The sequence below is a fragment of the Sphaerisporangium sp. NPDC088356 genome (assembly GCF_040685555.1).
Taxonomy (GTDB): Bacteria; Actinomycetota; Actinomycetes; order Streptosporangiales; family Streptosporangiaceae; genus Sphaerisporangium.
This window is the reverse complement of record NZ_JBFBIK010000020.1, coordinates 44,361-60,149: the sequence shown is the minus strand read 5'-3', so window position 1 is coordinate 60,149 and position 15,789 is coordinate 44,361. Positions and strand designations below refer to the sequence as shown.

Annotated in this window: 14 protein-coding genes; 4 read left to right on the top strand and 10 right to left on the bottom strand. The window is 71.3% G+C overall.

Features of this window, described 5'->3' with window-relative positions:
* The first annotated feature begins 34 nt into the window (after positions 1 to 34).
* The gene (locus AB0O34_RS10705) at positions 35 to 2,206 is read left to right on the top strand and encodes a glycogen debranching N-terminal domain-containing protein (RefSeq protein WP_363914926.1); all 2,172 of its coding nucleotides are present in this window, start codon (positions 35 to 37) and stop codon (positions 2,204 to 2,206) included.
* On the opposite strand, the gene AB0O34_RS10700 is transcribed toward AB0O34_RS10705, so the two are convergent.
* The 3 genes from AB0O34_RS10700 to AB0O34_RS10690 form a co-directional block, all read right to left on the bottom strand.
* On the bottom strand, positions 2,190 to 3,980 hold the full coding sequence (locus tag AB0O34_RS10700; protein ID WP_363914924.1) for an MFS transporter: 1,791 nt from the start codon (positions 3,978 to 3,980) through the stop codon (positions 2,190 to 2,192). The genes AB0O34_RS10705 and AB0O34_RS10700 overlap by 17 nt on opposite strands.
* A 28-nt stretch (positions 3,981 to 4,008) precedes the next feature.
* Positions 4,009 to 4,485 (bottom strand): MarR family transcriptional regulator, encoded by a 477-nt coding sequence (locus AB0O34_RS10695; protein WP_363914922.1) that lies wholly within the window; start codon positions 4,483 to 4,485, stop codon positions 4,009 to 4,011.
* Between the two features lie 156 nt (positions 4,486 to 4,641).
* Entirely contained in the window at positions 4,642 to 5,190 is a 549-nt protein-coding gene (locus AB0O34_RS10690) for a DUF1707 domain-containing protein (RefSeq protein ID WP_363914920.1), read from the bottom strand.
* A 154-nt stretch (positions 5,191 to 5,344) separates the two neighbouring features.
* Here AB0O34_RS10690 and AB0O34_RS10685 point away from each other — a divergent pair, with 154 nt between their 5' ends.
* Both AB0O34_RS10685 and AB0O34_RS10680 read left to right on the top strand, forming a co-directional pair.
* Entirely contained in the window at positions 5,345 to 6,196 is an 852-nt protein-coding gene (locus AB0O34_RS10685) for a DUF4253 domain-containing protein (protein ID WP_363914918.1), read from the top strand.
* A 219-nt stretch (positions 6,197 to 6,415) separates the two neighbouring features.
* Complete coding sequence (locus AB0O34_RS10680) at positions 6,416 to 6,616, top strand: DUF5302 domain-containing protein (protein WP_363914916.1); 201 nt, start codon at positions 6,416 to 6,418, stop codon at positions 6,614 to 6,616.
* A 161-nt stretch (positions 6,617 to 6,777) separates the two neighbouring features.
* Here the strand turns inward: AB0O34_RS10680 and AB0O34_RS10675 are convergent, their stop codons facing one another.
* Positions 6,778 to 7,602, bottom strand: a complete 825-nt coding sequence (locus AB0O34_RS10675; protein ID WP_363914914.1) for an MOSC N-terminal beta barrel domain-containing protein — start codon at positions 7,600 to 7,602, stop codon at positions 6,778 to 6,780.
* 281 nt (positions 7,603 to 7,883) lie between these two features.
* Here AB0O34_RS10675 and AB0O34_RS10670 point away from each other — a divergent pair, with 281 nt between their 5' ends.
* Positions 7,884 to 8,333, top strand: a complete 450-nt coding sequence (locus AB0O34_RS10670; protein WP_363914912.1) for an ATP-binding protein — start codon at positions 7,884 to 7,886, stop codon at positions 8,331 to 8,333.
* A gap of 203 nt (positions 8,334 to 8,536) precedes the next feature.
* Here the strand turns inward: AB0O34_RS10670 and AB0O34_RS10665 are convergent, their stop codons facing one another.
* From AB0O34_RS10665 to AB0O34_RS10640, 6 genes are all read right to left on the bottom strand, one after another.
* A complete protein-coding gene (locus AB0O34_RS10665) occupies positions 8,537 to 9,799 on the bottom strand; it encodes a sigma-70 family RNA polymerase sigma factor (protein WP_363914970.1) in 1,263 nt (420 codons plus the stop codon).
* A 3-nt stretch (positions 9,800 to 9,802) separates the two neighbouring features.
* Entirely contained in the window at positions 9,803 to 10,201 is a 399-nt protein-coding gene (locus AB0O34_RS10660; RefSeq protein WP_363914910.1) for a YciI family protein, read from the bottom strand.
* Between the two features lie 151 nt (positions 10,202 to 10,352).
* Positions 10,353 to 11,516 carry an acyl-CoA dehydrogenase family protein gene (locus tag AB0O34_RS10655; RefSeq protein ID WP_363914908.1) on the bottom strand — a complete coding sequence of 388 codons (1,164 nt, stop codon included), beginning with the start codon at positions 11,514 to 11,516 and terminating at the stop codon, positions 10,353 to 10,355.
* Between the two features lie 109 nt (positions 11,517 to 11,625).
* Complete coding sequence (secA2, locus tag AB0O34_RS10650; protein ID WP_363914906.1) at positions 11,626 to 13,746, bottom strand: accessory Sec system translocase SecA2; 2,121 nt, start codon at positions 13,744 to 13,746, stop codon at positions 11,626 to 11,628.
* Positions 13,747 to 13,936: 190 nt separating this feature from the next.
* A complete protein-coding gene (locus AB0O34_RS10645; RefSeq protein ID WP_363914904.1) occupies positions 13,937 to 15,466 on the bottom strand; it encodes an MDR family MFS transporter in 1,530 nt (509 codons plus the stop codon).
* Positions 15,467 to 15,569: 103 nt separating this feature from the next.
* Complete coding sequence (locus AB0O34_RS10640) at positions 15,570 to 15,728, bottom strand: hypothetical protein (RefSeq protein WP_363914902.1); 159 nt, start codon at positions 15,726 to 15,728, stop codon at positions 15,570 to 15,572.
* Positions 15,729 to 15,789 lie beyond the last annotated feature (61 nt).

The window sequence follows — 15,789 nt, the reverse complement described above, 5'->3', positions numbered from 1 at the left end:
GGTGCCGGCTCGACGTGACCCAGGGGGCCCATCGGTGTTCGACCACGGAGCGACACCCGAAGCCGAAGACGTCTCCACCAGCGTGGCAGACCTCGAAACGGCCTTCGGGGCACCCCCCGACGCGACTCCTGACGTCTCACCGCGGCTCCAGCCGCTGCTGCACGACCTCGTCAGCGTCGTCCTCGCGCCGACGAGCGCGCTGAGCGGCGCCGACGGGCAGATACGCCCGGACGGCGCGCAGGGCTTCTTCCACGCGGACTCGCGAGCCCTGTCCGAGGTCGGGCTGCTGGTCGACGGCCGCGAGCCGGAGCACATCGGCCACGCCCTCACCGGGCCGGGCGGGGCGCGGTTCGTCTCCCTGCTCCGGTGGCTCGGCGACCCCGGCCCCGACCCGACGGTGCGCCTCGACCGCGCCCGCCAGGTCACGCCGGGCGGCATGGAGGAGACCATCGACATCGTGTCCGCCTCCTCGGCGACCGTGACGGCGACGGTCACGATCGACCTGGAGTGCGACTTCGCCCCGATAGAGGTGGTGAAGTCCGGCGGCGACACGAGCCCCGCGGCGAGTGCGAGCGGCGCGCCGGGCAGCCTCTCGTGGGGCTCCCACGGCATCCGCGTCACCGTGACGGGCGACGGCGCCCACGCGGAGACCGGCACGGCCGGCCGGGGCGCGCGGCTGCGGTGGGAGGTCACGCTGTCGCCTCGCGGGCGGGCCACACTGCGCTGGAAGACAGGCGTCCATGACCCGAAGGCCGTCGTGACGGCGCCCGCCGGTCCCGTCGAGTGGGGACGGCCGCGCGTCACCGCCGCCGACCACCGCCTGGTCCGCCTGCTCGACCAGTCGCTCGACGACCTGCGCTCGCTGCGGCTGGCCGAAACGGGCGCCCCCGGAGACACCTTCCTCGGCGCGGGCGTCCCGTGGTTCCTGACGCTGTTCGGGCGCGACAGCATCTGGGCCGCCCGTATGCTCCTGCCGCTCGGCACCGGCCTGGCGGCGGGCACGCTGCGCGTCCTCGCGCGCCGTCAGGGCGCGAAGATCGACCCCGAATCCGGCGAGGCCCCCGGCAAGATCATGCACGAGCTGCGGCGGCACGAGTTCACCGTCACGGGGAACCGCCTGCACCTGCCCGCCGCGTACTACGGCACGATCGACGCCACCCCGCTCTGGGTGAGCCTGCTGCACGACGCCTGGCGCTGGGGCATGCCCGAGCAGGAGGTGGCCGAGCTGCTTCCGGCGCTGGAGGCCGCGCTCGAATGGCTCGGTGGCGACGCCGACCCCGACCGCGACGGCTTCGTCGAATACATCGACACCAGCGGGCACGGCCTGGCCAACCAGGGATGGAAGGACTCCGGCGACTCCGTGCGGTTCCGCGACGGCCGCCAGGCCGTGGCGCCGATCGCCCTGGTGGAGGTGCAGGGGTACGCCTACGAGGCGGCCAGGCACGGGGCGGCGCTGCTCGCGGCCTTCGGGCGACCCGGCGCCGACCGCTGGAACGCGTACGCGGACGCGCTGGCAGAGCGGTTCCGCGCGACGTTCTGGGTCGACGGCCCGCACGGTAGGTACCCGGCCCTCGCCCTCGACCGGGACAAGCGGCCGGTGGACGCGCTCACCAGCAACATCGGGCACCTGCTCGGCACCGGCCTGCTGTCCGCGGAGGAGTCGGCGGCCGTCGCGGCGCTGCTCGCCTCGCCCGCCATGGCCGGAGGCTTCGGCCTGCGCACGATGTCCGCGCGGGACGGCGGCTTCAGCCCCCTGTCGTACCACTGCGGGTCCATCTGGGCGCACGACACCGCGATCGTGGTGGCGGGCCTCGCCCGCGCCGGGTTCGGGGCCGAGGCCGCGCTGCTCGCCGAGGGCCTGCTCGCCGCGGGGGAGACGTTCGGCTACCGGCTGCCGGAGCTGTACGCGGGCGACGCGCGCGAGGCCGTCGTCCAGCCCGTGCCCTACCCCGCCGCCTGCCGCCCGCAGGCCTGGTCGGCGGCGGCCGCGGTCACCGTCCTCCACGCGGCTCTCGGCGTCTACCCCGACGTCCCCTCCGGCCGCGTGTCGCTCCGCCCGATGGCGGGGGCGCCGCTCGGCGCGGTCGCCGTCGGCGGGCTGCGGATCGCGGGTGCCGAGGTCGGCGCCGCCGTGGACAAGGACGGCGCTGTCACCCTGTCCGGCCTGCCCTCCGGTCTCTCCACCGACCTCACCGGCGTTCTCTGAGCGCTCCCACCCGGTCGGAGGGCGCCATCGCCGGGTTGACGATGAGGATGTGGCAGCGCGCGTGCCGTCCCAGCTCGCGGCTGGCGCTGGCGTCCATCAGGGCCGCGATGCCGCCGTGGGTGGGAGCGCCGATCACGATGACCCGCGCCCCGATCTGGTTGGCATGCTCGGCCACCATGCGACCGACCGCCCCGTGGTCGGCGGCCCCGTGGTCGGCGCCGCCGAGCAGCACGTGCCCGACGGCGGTCACATCGCTGCCGGCGAGCCGCTTCAGGTGCTCCCGCACGGTCGCGCGGGCGACGTCCAGGCTCTCGCCCTCGGCCACCGCCTCGCCGGTCACCGCGCTCTCCCACGCGTGCAGCACGTGGACGGGCCGCCCGCTCAGCGCGGCCAGCCGGGCGGCCGCGGCGGTCACCCGCGCGGCGGCCGGGGAGTCGTCGATGGCGGCCACGATCGGCGCCAGGGCGGCGCCGCCCCCGGTGGTGGGGGAGGTGTGCCCGTTGGCGGGCGCCCCGTCGCCGCCGACGTGGACGAGCGTGACCCGCGGGGCCGGCTCCCCGGCCTCCACCGTCTCCTCCGCGCCCGCGGCCTGGACCCGCTCCGAGTGGGCCAGGTGGCCGTGGGCCGTGGACAGGATCACGATGCCGAGGATGAGCGTCCCCGCGCCGATGTAGAAGGGGACGTGGATGTTGGTGTGCTCGACGAGCTTGCCGGCGGCGAAGGGAGCGAGGCCGCCGCCGATGAACCGGACGAACCCGTAGGCCGCCGAGGCGATCGGGCGCTCGACGGGGGAGACGGTCATCACGGCCTGCGTGGTCACGGTGTTGTTCACCCCGATGAAGATCCCGGCCACGATGACGGCGGTGATCAGCACGGGCGGGTGCGTCGTCCAGATGGCGATGACCAGCACGGTCACTGCGAACAGCGCGAGGTTGGCGTACAGCGTGCGGGCGATGCCGAAGCGGCGCTGCAGCCAGGGAGCCCCGAAGACGGCGAAGACCGCCACCAGGAGGCCCCAGGCGGTGAAGACGAAGCCGAGCTGGATCGCGCCGAGGCCCATCGGGAAGGGCGCGTACCCGAGGACGGTGAAGAAGGCCCAGTTGTAGCAGAGCGCGGTCAGCGACATCGTCAGCAGGCCGCGGTGCCTGAGGGCGCGCAGGGGCTCGAGGATGCCGGTCTTGCGTGCCGGAAGCGGCATCGGACGCACCAGCACGGCCGTCGCGATCATGGCGATGGCCATCAGCGCCGCGACGCCGAAGAACGGCCCGCGCCAGCTGATGTCGCCGAGCAGCCCGCCGAGCAGCGGGCCCACCGCGATGCCCAGCCCGAGCGCCGCCTCGTACAGGATGATCGCGCCGACGAAGCCGCCGCTGGCCGAGGCGATGATCACCGCCAGGGAGGTGGCGATGAAGAGCGCGTTGCCGACCCCCCATCCGGCGCGGAAGCCGACGATCGCCCCGATGCCGGGTGAGGCGCCGGCGAGCGCGCTGAAGACGACGATGAGCGCCAGCCCGGCCAGCAGGGTGTACTTGGCGCCGATGCGGCTGGAGACAAAGCCGGTGATCAGCATGGCGACGGCGGTCACGACCAGGTAGCTCGTGAACAGCAGCGTCACCTGGCTCGGCGTCGCGTTCAGCTCATGGGAGATGGCGGGCAGGATCGGGTCGACCAGCCCGATGCCCATGAACGAGACCACGCAGGCGAAGGCGACCGCGAACACCGCCTTGGGCTGCTTGAACGGGCTCACGCTCGCGCCGCCGGGATGACCACTCATCAATACGCTCCGTCTCGGATCTCGGTGTTCAGATCGCCCGGCGAGTGCCAGAACGGTCGTCGGGCACCAGGCGCGTCAGGCTGTGGACGGCCGGGAGGGCCGCGACGAGGGAGGACCGCTCGGCCTCGCTGAGCTGGGCGAGCAGCTCGGTGAGCAGGGCGGCGCGCGCTTCGCGGCGCTCGGCCAGCGCGGCACGCCCGGCGTCGGTGATGTGCACCTGCACGACGCGCCTGTCCTCAGGATCACCGGCCCGTACGGCCAGCCCGGCCTCCTGGAGGCGGGAGACGAGCTGGGTCATCGCGGGCTGCGTCACGCCTTCGCTCGTGGCAAGGTCGGTCAGCCGGCACGGCCCGGTGCGTTCGAGCGTGGACAGCGCCGCCACCGAGGTGAGGGACAGGTCGCCGCGGGTGCTCAGCCGCAGGACGAGGCGCGTGAGCCCCTCCAGTGCGGCCGTGACCTCGGCGGCGGGGAAGTCACGCGTGGTGACGGAGACCGGCAGATCCATAAGCAACTTATATCAGTGCATTATGTATATGTCCATGTGTGAGCCACGTGGCGGGGTGCTCGCTGTTTCAGCGGAGATGTGCAGCCCTCGGCGGCGAGATGCCCGGTCCCCGGTGGCAGGGGTGCCCCGGCCCTGAGCGGCGGGGCGCCCGGCGTCTCAGCGGCGGGGGTGCTTGAACTTGATGGTGCCCATGCTGACCTGGCCGATCACGCGGAGCACCGGCAGGCCGGGGACGGGGGCATCGTTGGCCTTGTTGACGACGTTCCCCATGCCGCTCGTCACCTTCTCCAGCCGGACGGTCCAGCCCCGGGGCACGATGACGACGATGTTGCCGGCCCCGCACTTGGCGTCGAGCACCACTTCCCGGTGGGGGCACGACGCCTGGGTGAAGTCGATCTTGATGTTGCCCCAGGCGCAGTCGGCGGTGATGTGCCGCGGCACGATCCACGGGCCGACCTGCTGCACGTTCCCCGAGCGCGTCTGCAGCACCAGCGGCTCCTCGGCGACGGCCAGGTGCGTCACGACCGGCAGGTCGGCGATGAGCACGTCCAGCTCGGCGTAGGTCTTCGCCCCGTAGGCCCTGTCGAGCCGCTCGTCCAGCTCCTCGAGGGAGAGCCGGCCGTCGCCGGCGGCGACCCGCAGCCTTTCGGAGACCGCCTCTCGATCGGCATCCGAAGCACGCAGATTACCGGTCAGATCCGTCATGTCACCACGGTAGCTGAGGATGCCGATCTGTCCGAGTCTCCGTACGGTTGAGATCATGGCCGGGGGCACGCGACAGGATGGGCGATTGTGCGGTACGACGGGAGACGTGGCGGATCCTCCCCCCGGCATCTCGGCAGACCGGGATCCTATTGGTGTGATCGGCACCGGAACGGTGGAGATGGACCATAGTGAGCGACGGCAGTTGCCGCCGGCCGTACGCCGGTTGTTCGACGACGGCGGAAACGGGCGCACCCTCTCTGTGGAGCTCCCGGCGGGGGCGGTGGTGTGGCCCGACCCCACCTATGCCCGGTTCCCCTCGCAGCGGCGTCCGGCGTTCTGGCTGAGCCAGGCGCCCGTCACCGGGTCCCTGTGGGCCCGGCTCCGGGCCGACCATCCGCGCTCGGGCCTGTGGCCGGTTCTCATGGAGGACTCCGTCCAGCCGTGGACCGTCGGGCAGATCGCCCCGGACGCGGCGGCCGAGATCGACAACTACAACGTGGACGCGTTCATGGCCGAGGTGTGGGCCGACTGGATCGAGCGGGCCGCCGAGGACCAGGTCGAGATCCTCGACCCGTTCGGACCCCACTGTCCCGGACCGGCGGAGCCGGGTGAACCGCGCACCGACCCCGAGGCCCTGGCCGACCGGTACGCCGCCATGCTGGCCGAGCAGGGGACGCCGGTCGGCCTGGCGGCGGTCCAGCGCGGGGCGGACGCCCTGGCCGTCATGGGATGGCAGGGCGCGCTGCACCACAACGAATGGAACGTCCCCCTCGCGGCCGTGGTGCGGAGCTGGGAGGACAGGTTCGGGGCCCGCCTGGTCGGCCTCGGATTCAACACGCTCGACCTGAGCGTGGCCGCGCCTCCGGTCACCTCGCAGCATGCGCTGCACGTCGCCGCCGAGCACTGGACCTTCTGTCCCGACGCCATCGTCCAGGGCGCGGGCACGTTGATCGACTACGCGGAGCAGATCCGGGGGAAGCACATCTGGTCCTTCTGGTGGGACTGATCTCCCAGCGCGCCGAGGTGATTGTGGCACGAAGTCAGCCCAAGTCAGGACGCGCGTACGAAGGGGGACGGTGACCCGTGAGATGATGTGCTGGTGCTTCGCCGGATCTGGGCGTGACGGAATCGGGGGCGGGGTGCAGGACACCGACGCCAGGCGGGCGGTCACGCACGCGCACGTGCGAGGCTGAGTGGTTGCCCCGTCCAAGAGCAGGAGGTCCGCATGACTGCCGACGCACAGGAGCCGGAAACCGAATCCCCGGACGACGAGCTGAAGCGCAAGTTCCGTGAGGCCCTGGAACGCAAGCGCCAGGGCCAGGCCGAGACGAACGGAAACGGCCGCGGGAAGGACGCCTCCAAGATCCACGGCGCGCACGGCCCCGTCGGAGGCAAGCGTTCCTTCCGCCGTAAGAGCGGCGGCTGAGCGGCACCCGACGCCGTGCCCGCCTGTGAGAGCGCCGGCAGGGCGTGAGAGGCACCCGGCACCGGAGACGGTGGCGGTGACGCCTTGGACGTCCTGCCGGTCCGGCGCTCCGGGCCGTCCTCATGCGCCGAGGCCGGGCCTCCGCCACGTGTGAAGGCTCATCACAGGGCGGCTGTGACGGCGTCCCCGACGCGGATCTCGCCGCGCCCGTCGGGGATCAGGCGGATCCCGAACCAGGTCTTCCCGTCCCAGTTCCGGTGCTGGGAGAGGGTGCGGGTCGGCTCCTTGCCCTTGACGGCGGTGACCGGGTCGACGGTGGTGAGCACGCAGCGGTCGCAATGCTCCCCGACGCGGAACTCGACCTCTCCTATGCGCACCCGCGTCCAGGTGTCCTCGGCGAACGGCTCGGCTCCCTCGATCACGACGTTGGGCCGGAACCGGAGCACCGAAAGGGGCTCGGGGATCTCCTCGCCGCGCTCCACGGCCCCCTCGGCGATCCAGTCGTCGAGCCGCCGCAGCGACGACCGCGAGGCGAGCAGCAGCGGCCCGTCGTCCTGAAACACCATGGTGTCTCCTGGCCGGCCGCCGTGTGACCGCCCGACCGTGCGGCGCAGGGGATCCTCCAGCCACAGCAGCCGGGCGGGCAGGCCGAGCGCCCGCGACATCCACCGGTGGGCCTCCTCGCTCGCCGCCATGGCCGTGTCCAGGCGGCTGAGGCGTACCGGCGTCGGCGTCCCGTCCACGGGCGGTGACAGCTCGATCGGCGGCAGGCCGGGGGCCGTGAGCGTCACCGCGCCACCCGGGGCCGGTGCGGCGGTCACCGAAAGCATCCTCGGCAGGTCGCGTGCGGTGTAGACCTCGCCGTCCGCCGCGACGACGGCCCACCGCCGGTCGCCGTCCAGCCCCCACAGGTCCACGGTCGCGGCGTTCAGCCCCACCCCGCCCATCGACTTAACGGGATATATGCGGATGTTGGTGAGATGCACGATTCCCAGGTTACCCAGCACAGCCGGGCCGGCCCAGAGGATTTCCGCCCGCCGCCCGCTCGAAGCGGGAGGACCACCATGTCGTCAGGCACTTGGGAGCGCTCCCAGTAACTATCCAGGGTCACCGTGTCTCCTGAGGCCAGAGGGGGTCATGAGGTGCGAACGGAGCGAGTTGCGGCGCTTTGACGGCCGATCTAGAGAAACAATCATGTTTCGAGTGATTCACAGCACCGAATTATTGTCGTAACCTGGGTGGGAGCGCTCCCACAAAGGAGGAGCAGGTGTCTGTCACCTTCCGCGCCAATCACCCGTCCCCCTCAGACTTTCTCGGCTGTCTCCCGCTCCGCACGGCCGAGTGGATCCTGTCCGCCGATGCCCGGAGCGTCCACGCGGCACGCGTGCTCGTCTGCCAGGAACTGCGGCGCTGGGGCACCGGAGGGCTCGCCGACGACTGCTCCCTGATCGTGAGCGAGCTGGTGACGAACGCCATCAGGCACGGCGGCACCGCCTTCTCGCTCCGGCTCGGCAGCGACGGGTCCCGGGTCTACGGCGAAGTCTTCGACGCCGGGGACGGCCTGCCTCGCCAGGCTCCCGGAAGCCTCGACGCCACCGACGGCAGGGGGCTTCTGATCGTCGGCACGCTCGCCGACGACTGGGGCGTCGTCGAGGCGGACGGCGGCGGCAAGACGGTCTGGTTCGTCACCGGGCTCGGTGGCGAACCCTTGAGCTGACCTCGCGGTTCAGGGGTCTGTGAGGTCTCGACGAGGCACGGTGATCACCGGGCGGTGTGTGCCTCGGCGACACCGGTACGGCTTGCGCCCGAAAGCGGAGCCCGCCGCCCGACAGGGCAGGGCGGGAGGCGCAAGCCGTACCGGCACCAAAGACGAATAGGAGAGCCGACGCCGCCGGGAGATCGGGAGCCGAGGAGCCGTGGTCATTTCTCCGCTTCGAAGCACACCGCGGCGAGCCGCGCGGCGCGGGCGGTGAGGTAGTCGCGCTCGGGGATGCTCGTCGTACGGCCGGCCGCCACCCGAAAGTCCTCGACGGCCGCCCGAAGGTCGCCGGCCATCTCCAGCAGATGGGCCCGGGCGGTGTGGAACCGGTGGTGCCCCGCCAGGCGTCCGTCGGTGTCGATCGCCTTGAGCATGTCGAGGCCGGTCGCGGCGCCGTGCACCATGGCGGCGGCGACGGCGCGGTTGAGCGTGACCATGGGATTGTCGGACAGGCGTTCCAGCAGCCCGTACAGTGCCAGGATCTGCGGCCAGTCGGTCTCCTCGGCAGTCGGCGCCTCGTCGTGCAGCGCCGCGATCGCCGCTTGGAGCTGGTAGGGGCCGACCGCCCCCTTGGCCAGGGTGGCGGTGATGAGCGCGACCCCTTCGGCGATGGCCTTGCCATCCCACCGGCTCCGGTCCTGTGCGGCCAGCGGGATGGGGATGCCGCGCGAGCCGGTCCGCGCGGCGCGCCGGGCGTCGGTGAGCAGCATCAGCGCGAGCAGCCCGGCCACCTCGCGGTCGTCCGGGAGGAGGGCGTGCATCATCTTGGCCAGCCTGATCGCTTCGCGGGACAGCTCCACGCGGTGCAGGTCGGGGCCGGCGCTGCTGGCGTAACCCTCGTTGAAGATGAGGTAGAGGACGTGCAGCACCGAACCGACCCGCCGTGCCCGTTCTTCGGGGGCGGGCATCCGGAACGGCACACCCGATGCCTTGATGCGCTGCTTCGCCCGGCTGATCCGCTGCGCCATGGTCGCCTCGGGCACCAGGAACGCCTTTGCGATCTCGGCCGTGGTCAGGCCGCCCACCGACCGCAGAGTGAGGGCGATCGCGGAGGCCGGCGTCAGTGCGGGGTGACAGCACAGGAACAGCGTGATCAGAGTGTCGTCCCGGTCCGCCTCGTACGCGTCGTCCGCCGGGGGCGCGGCTCGCCGCTCCGGGGGCGCTTGCGTGGCCACCAGTTCTTCTCGGCGCCGGCGGGCCTGCTCGTTGCGCACCTGCTCGGTCATCCGGCGGAACGCGACCTGGATGAGCCAGCCACGCGGATTGCCTAGCACGCCCTCCTGCGGCCATTGGGCCGCGGCGTCCAGCAGCGACTCCTGGACCGCGTCCTCGGCGGTGTAGAAGTCCCCGGTGCGCCGGGTGAGCACGCCGACGACCTGCGGCGCCAGTTCGCGCAACAGGTCGTCGATGGCGGGATCAGTCAGCGCTCACAGCTCCTCGGGCGGGCCCGACATCACCTGGCGTACCTCGATCGGCATGTTCAACGGCCTACCACCTGGCCCGGGCGCGGCCGAGACGGACGCGGCGATCTCGAACGCCCGCTCCTGGGTCTCGCAGTCGACGATCCAGTAGCCGACCAGGAATTCCTTCGTCTCAGGGTAGGGGCCGTCCGTGACGACGGGGGCACCGCCGTCACCGGACCGCACGATCCTGGCCTGATCGGGCATCGCCAGTCCCTGCGCCTCCACGAACTCCCCTGCGGCGGTGAGCTTCTCGTTCGCGGTGTGCATGAACTCGATGTGGGCCATGACCTCATCCGGGGCCCATGTGCTGATCGGCGGGAAGTCGGCCTGCTGGCCGAACTGCATCAGCAGCATGTACTTCATGTCCTGGCTCCTTCGTTTCCGCGCCCTTCGGCGCTTACCTAGCTCACCTATAGGTAGAAGCACGCCGGCACGTTCTCTACATCCTCGCGAGTATTGCGGAGAAAAAATCCGACCACCGGGAACTTCTCCCGCGGCCCCGAAGGTTCACGGATCAGCGGAAGGCGTCCAGGCCGGTGACGGCGCGGCCGAGGGTGAGGGCGTGGACCTCCTCCGTGCCCTCGTACGTGGCGACCGTCTCGAGGTTCACCATGTGCCGCATGACCGGGTATTCGAGGGTGATGCCGTTGGCCCCGTGGATGCTCCGCGCCGTGGCCGCGACGCGCTGTGCCACGCGCACGTTGGCGAGCTTGCCGAAGCTGACGTGCGCGTGGTGGGCGAGCCCGGCGTCCTTGAGCCGCCCGATCTGCAAGGCGGTCATCATGGCGTGGTTGACGTCGACGAGCATGTCGGCGAGCTTGCGCTGGGTGAGCTGGAACGCGCCGATCGGCCGGTCGAACTGGACGCGGGTCTTGGAGTAGTCGATCGAGGCCAGCAGGCAGGTCCTGGCCGCTCCCGCAACTCCCCAGACGATGCCGAAGCGCGCCTCCGACAGGCACGAGAGCGGCGCCTTGAGCCCCTCGGCCCCCGGCAGGACCGCGTTGTTCGGCAGCCGCACGCCGTTGAGGACCAGTTCGGAGGTGATGGAGGCGCGCAGCGAGAGCTTCTTGTGGATCACGTTGGCGGAGAAGCCCGGGGTCGACGTGGGGACGAGGAAGCCCCGGATCCCCTCGTCGGTCGCGGCCCAGACGATCGCGACGTCGGCCACGGAGCCATTGGTGATCCACATCTTGGTGCCGTCGAGCACCCAGTCGTCGCCGTCGCGGCGGGCGCGGGTGCGCATCGAGCCGGGGTCGCTTCCCGAGTCGGGCTCGGTGAGGCCGAAGCAGCCGAGCGCCTCGCCGGTCACCATGCGCGGCAGCCACTCGTCCTTCTGGTCCTCCGACCCGAACCTGTGGATGGCGGTCATCGCGAGCGACCCCTGGACCGAGACGAAGCTGCGCAACCCGCTGTCCACGGCCTCAAGCTCCCGGCAGGCCAGACCGTAGCTCACGGCGTTGGTGTCCGCGCAGCCGTACCCGGACAGGTGCATGCCGAAGAGCCCGAGCTCGCCGAGACCCTTGGCCAGCCCGCGCGGGTCGGGAATGGTGCCGGCGTCGAACCAGTCGGACACGTTGGGCAGGAGCTCGGCGGTGGAGTAGTCGCGCACCGCGTCCCGGATGGCCCGCTCCTCGCCGGACAGGTCACGATCTACTTCCAGGAAGTCATGAGGGTTCATGCGCAGTCACCTAAGAGAGTCGTGGAGGTGCTCGTTGATGCCGCTCCTGTTACCCAGCACCCAATCACAGGCGCCCGGCGAGCCCTCAACGCACCCGGGGCGGGGCATGTCAGGCCTCTTCGAGGCCCTGGCGGCGCTTCGCCCTCGGGCTGAGGCGCTTCAGGACCCGGTCGAACGCGTCGCCGAAGGGGTTGTCCTGCACGAGGTAGGTCCAGGTGGCGGTGGGCCGCTTGAGGCCGCTGTCCAGCGGGTCGAGCCCGTCGGCGGTGATCACGGCCGTCTCGAACGTCTCGACAGACCGGCTCTCGACCTCGTCGAGCAGCCGCCGGTACGCGGCGACGCCCTCGCGGTGGAACTCGTCGATGGGCTTGAGCCGGTGCCCGAGGGCCCGCAGGTGGATGCCCTCGCGCACGTCGGACATGAAGCCCAGGTGCTCGGTCCAGCACCGGTCGAGGTGGAACAGGACTATCTCGCGGGCCGCCTGGCGGAGCGTGGACTCGCCCACCCGCTCGCCGAGGTCGCTCCAGCGCTCGGGCGCGGCGGTGGCCAGGGCGTCCGCGGCGGCGTCGCCCCGCAGGACCTTGTCGCGCTGCTCCAGCACCAGGTCGCGCTGCCGCTCCAGCAGCCGGGTGTAGCGCCAGGTGTTGCGGTGGATCTCCATGTGGGTGCCCTCGGCGACCCGCTGGGCGTGGCCGACGACGTACCCGGCCCGCTTGTGGCGCACGACGCCGTCGTCGTCGGCGCGCGGGATCGCCTCGTCGGGGGCGTACTGCGTGATCAGGTCGTCTTCGAGGCTCACCATGAACATCGAGCCGCCGGGGTCGCCCTGGCGCCCGGCGCGGCCTCTGAGCTGGTCGTCCAGGCGGCTGCTCGCGTGCCTGCCGGAGCCGATGACGTACAGGCCGCCCAGCTCGGCGACCCCCTCGCCGAGCCGGATGTCGGTGCCACGCCCGGCCATCTGAGTGGACACGGTGATCGCCGACCGGGCGCCCGCGCGGGCGATGATCGCGGCTTCCTCCGCGTCGTTCTTGGCGTTGAGGACGACGCAGTCGAGCCCCTTGGCACGCAGGTCGTCGGCCAGGCGCTCTGACTCGGACACGTCGAGGGTGCCGATCAGGATCGGGCGGCCCGTCGCGTGGACGCTCGCGATCTCGTCGGCCAGTGCCCGCTCCTTGTCGGCGACCGTGCCGAACACGCGGTCGGGCTCGTCGACGCGGACGCACGGCTTGTTCGAGGGCACGACCGCGACCTTCAGGCCGTAGAACTCCCTGAGGTGCTCCTCGACCGCCACCGCCGTGCCCGTCATGCCACATATTTCGGGGTACCTGCGGATGAGTCCTTGGATGGTGATGGAGTCGAGGATCTCGCCGGTCTCGCTGGCCGGGAGAGCCTCCTTGGCCTCGACCGCCGCCTGGAGGCCGTCGGGCCAGCGCTGCAGCGTCGCCACCCGGCCGCGCGACTGGCTGACCAGGTGGATGCGCCCGTCACGGACGAGGTAGTCGACGTCGCGGGTCAGCAGCGCGTGGGCGTGCAGGGCGAGGTTGATCCGCGTCAGCATGTCAGGGGTCTCGTACAGGTTGATGCCGCCCAGGGCCTTCTCGACCGCGTCGGTGCCCTTGGCGGTGAGGAAGACGTTGCGCCCCTGGTCGTCAAGCTCGTAGTGGTAGCCGCGCGAGAGCCGCCGTACGAGCTCCGCCGTCTCCGGGACGTCGGCTCCGGGGTCGGCGGCGCCGGCGAGCACGAGCGGGACGCGGGCCTCGTCCACCAGCACCGAGTCGGCCTCGTCGATCAGCGCCACGGACGGCTCGGGCACGATGACCTCGGCGGCGGCCGTCGCGATGCGGTCGCGCAGCACGTCGAAGCCGATCTCGCTGACCGAGGCGTAGGTCACGTCCTTGGCGTACGCCTCCTGCCGCTCGCCGGGCGTCGAGGACTGGCCGATCCAGCCGACGGACACGCCGAGGGCCTCGTAGAGCGGCCCCATCCACTCGGCGTCGCGCCGGGCGAGGTAGTCGTTGACCGAGATGACGTGCACGCGCTTGCCCCGCAGGGCGTGCCCGGCCGCGGCGATCGCTCCGGAGAGGGTCTTGCCCTCTCCGGTGGCCATCTCGGTCACGTGCCCGGACAGCAGGGCGAGGGCGCCGACGAGCTGCACGTCGAAGGGCCGCATGTCCAGGGTGCGGCGGGCGGCCTCGCGGGCGATCGCGCAGAATTCGGCGAGGTCGTCCATGCGAGGTCGCGGAAGCTCGTCCAGCGCCCTTATGCGGTCTTCATGGGCGCCCGCCTGCGTGGCCACGCGTTGAAAAGGGCCAAGGTTGGCGCTTCCCGGACGATCCAGGAGATTTCTGATCAATTGCGATATCGAGGCCACGTCCCCTCCAACGCCTCCTACTGTAACGGCGTTCCCACGCCTGATCGTCTCAGGCGCTGTGCGCGGGGACATCATGCCTGGCCGAGGCCGGGCGGGTCGACAGGGGGATCTCCTTGACGAAGAAGGCGAGGACGAATCCGATCGCGACGATGGGCGCCACGTACAGGAAGATCGGCGGGAGTGCCTGCGCGTACGCCCTGGCGATCGTCTCGCGCACGGGCGCGGGAAGCTGGTGGACCATCCGCGGCGTGATCGCGTTGACGCTCCGCACCGGCAGCCTCGCCCCGGTCGCGCTCAGGGCGTCCGACAGTCGGTGGATGAAGACGGAGCCCACCAGCGAGGTGCCGAGGGAGGCGCCGGTCTGCCGGAAGTAGTTCACGGCCGAGGTGGCCGCGCCCACGTCCCGGTGGCCGACGGAGTTCTGCACGATGAGCACCAGCGTCTGAAGGACCATGCCGAGCCCGCACCCGGTCACGAACATGTAGAACCCGTTCAGCACCATCGACGATTCGGCGCTCATCCGGGACAGCAGCACGAGCCCGATCGCGAGCAGGCCCATGCCGAGGATCGGGTAGATCCGGTAGCGCCCGGTCGCCGAGATGATCCTTCCCGAGCCGATCGAGGTGATCGTCATCCCGGCGACCATGGGCAGCATCAGCAGGCCCGACCCCGTGGCGCTCGCCCCGTTGACCATCTGCAGGAAGGTCGGCAGGTACGCGATCGCGGCGAACATGCCGATGCCGACGAACACCGAGATCGCCGTCGGGAACACGAACAGGTTGTCGCGGAACAGGTGGAGCGGGATGATCGGCTCCTCCGCCGCGCGCTCGGCCAGCACGAACCCGACGGCGAGGACGACCGCCCCCGCCGCCAGGCCGATGATGACGGGGGAGCCCCAGGCGTACTCCGTGCCGCCCCAGCTGGTGACCAGCACCACGCACGTGGACGTGCCGGCCAGCGTCGCCGTGCCGAGGATGTCGAGCTTCGGCCTGATGGACGGCTTCGGCAGCTTCAGCGCGAACACGGTGATGCCGAGAGCGAGCAGGCCGAGCGGCAGGTTCACATAGAAGCACCAGCGCCAGCTCGCGTGGTCGGTGAAGAAGCCGCCGACGAGCGGCCCGATGACCGACGACAGGCCCCAGACGGCGCCGATGATGCCGGTGTACCTGCCCCGCTCGCGTGGGGAGACGAGGTCGGCCACGATCGCCTGCACGCCGATCATGAGGCCGCCGCCGCCCAGCCCCTGGAGGGCGCGGAACCCGATCAGCTCGGGCATGTTCCGCGCGGCCCCGCAGAGCACCGAGCCGATCAGGAAGATCACGATGGCGGCCTGGAAGACGATCTTCCTGCCGAACAGGTCACCCAGCTTGCCGTAGATCGGCAGGCCGATGGTGGAGGCGAGGATGTAGGCGGTGACGATCCAGCCGATGTGCTCCAGGCCCTTGAGATCGCCGACGATCGTCGGCAGGGCGGTGGAGACGATCGTCTGGTCGAGGGCCGCGAGCAGAAGGGCCACCATCAGCCCGGCGAACACCAGGTTGACCTGACGGCCACTCAACCGTGGTCCTTCGACGTTCATCCACGCCACCTCTCTTATGCGGCCGAGTGGTTCTATCCGCGTTTCCAGCGAAAAAACCTTCGTGCCCTATTCGGCCACCGGTCGCCTCGGCCGCCACCAAGGTCTAGCACGACCTTGGCGCGGTGCCGCCGACGGCTACCCGCGCGCCGAGCAGCGGGACGCCGATGGCCGTGGCGCCCGCCGGCTCCAGGAGCGTCACCACCGAGGCCGTCGTCGCCCGTACGGCCGAGAGCCCCCCCGGCGGCAGCGTAATAGCCCTCAACGGCAAAAACGCCGCCACGGCAATCCCCGCCGGCCTTTCCCGCGACGCCTAATGAATCCGC

Excerpts from the sequence above, each read along its gene's own strand:
- AB0O34_RS10645 (WP_363914904.1), bottom strand. The coding sequence starts at position 15,466 with ATGAACGTCGAAGGACCACGGTTGAGTGGCCGTCAGGTCAACCTGGTG.
- AB0O34_RS10680 (WP_363914916.1), top strand. The coding sequence starts at position 6,416 with ATGACTGCCGACGCACAGGAGCCGGAAACCGAATCCCCGGACGACGAG.
- AB0O34_RS10655 (WP_363914908.1), bottom strand. The coding sequence starts at position 11,516 with ATGAACCCTCATGACTTCCTGGAAGTAGATCGTGACCTGTCCGGCGAG.
- AB0O34_RS10690 (WP_363914920.1), bottom strand. The coding sequence starts at position 5,190 with ATGACGGATCTGACCGGTAATCTGCGTGCTTCGGATGCCGATCGAGAG.
- secA2 (WP_363914906.1), bottom strand. The coding sequence starts at position 13,746 with ATGGACGACCTCGCCGAATTCTGCGCGATCGCCCGCGAGGCCGCCCGC.
- AB0O34_RS10695 (WP_363914922.1), bottom strand. The coding sequence starts at position 4,485 with ATGGATCTGCCGGTCTCCGTCACCACGCGTGACTTCCCCGCCGCCGAG.
- AB0O34_RS10660 (WP_363914910.1), bottom strand. The coding sequence starts at position 10,201 with ATGAAGTACATGCTGCTGATGCAGTTCGGCCAGCAGGCCGACTTCCCG.
- AB0O34_RS10700 (WP_363914924.1), bottom strand. The coding sequence starts at position 3,980 with ATGAGTGGTCATCCCGGCGGCGCGAGCGTGAGCCCGTTCAAGCAGCCC.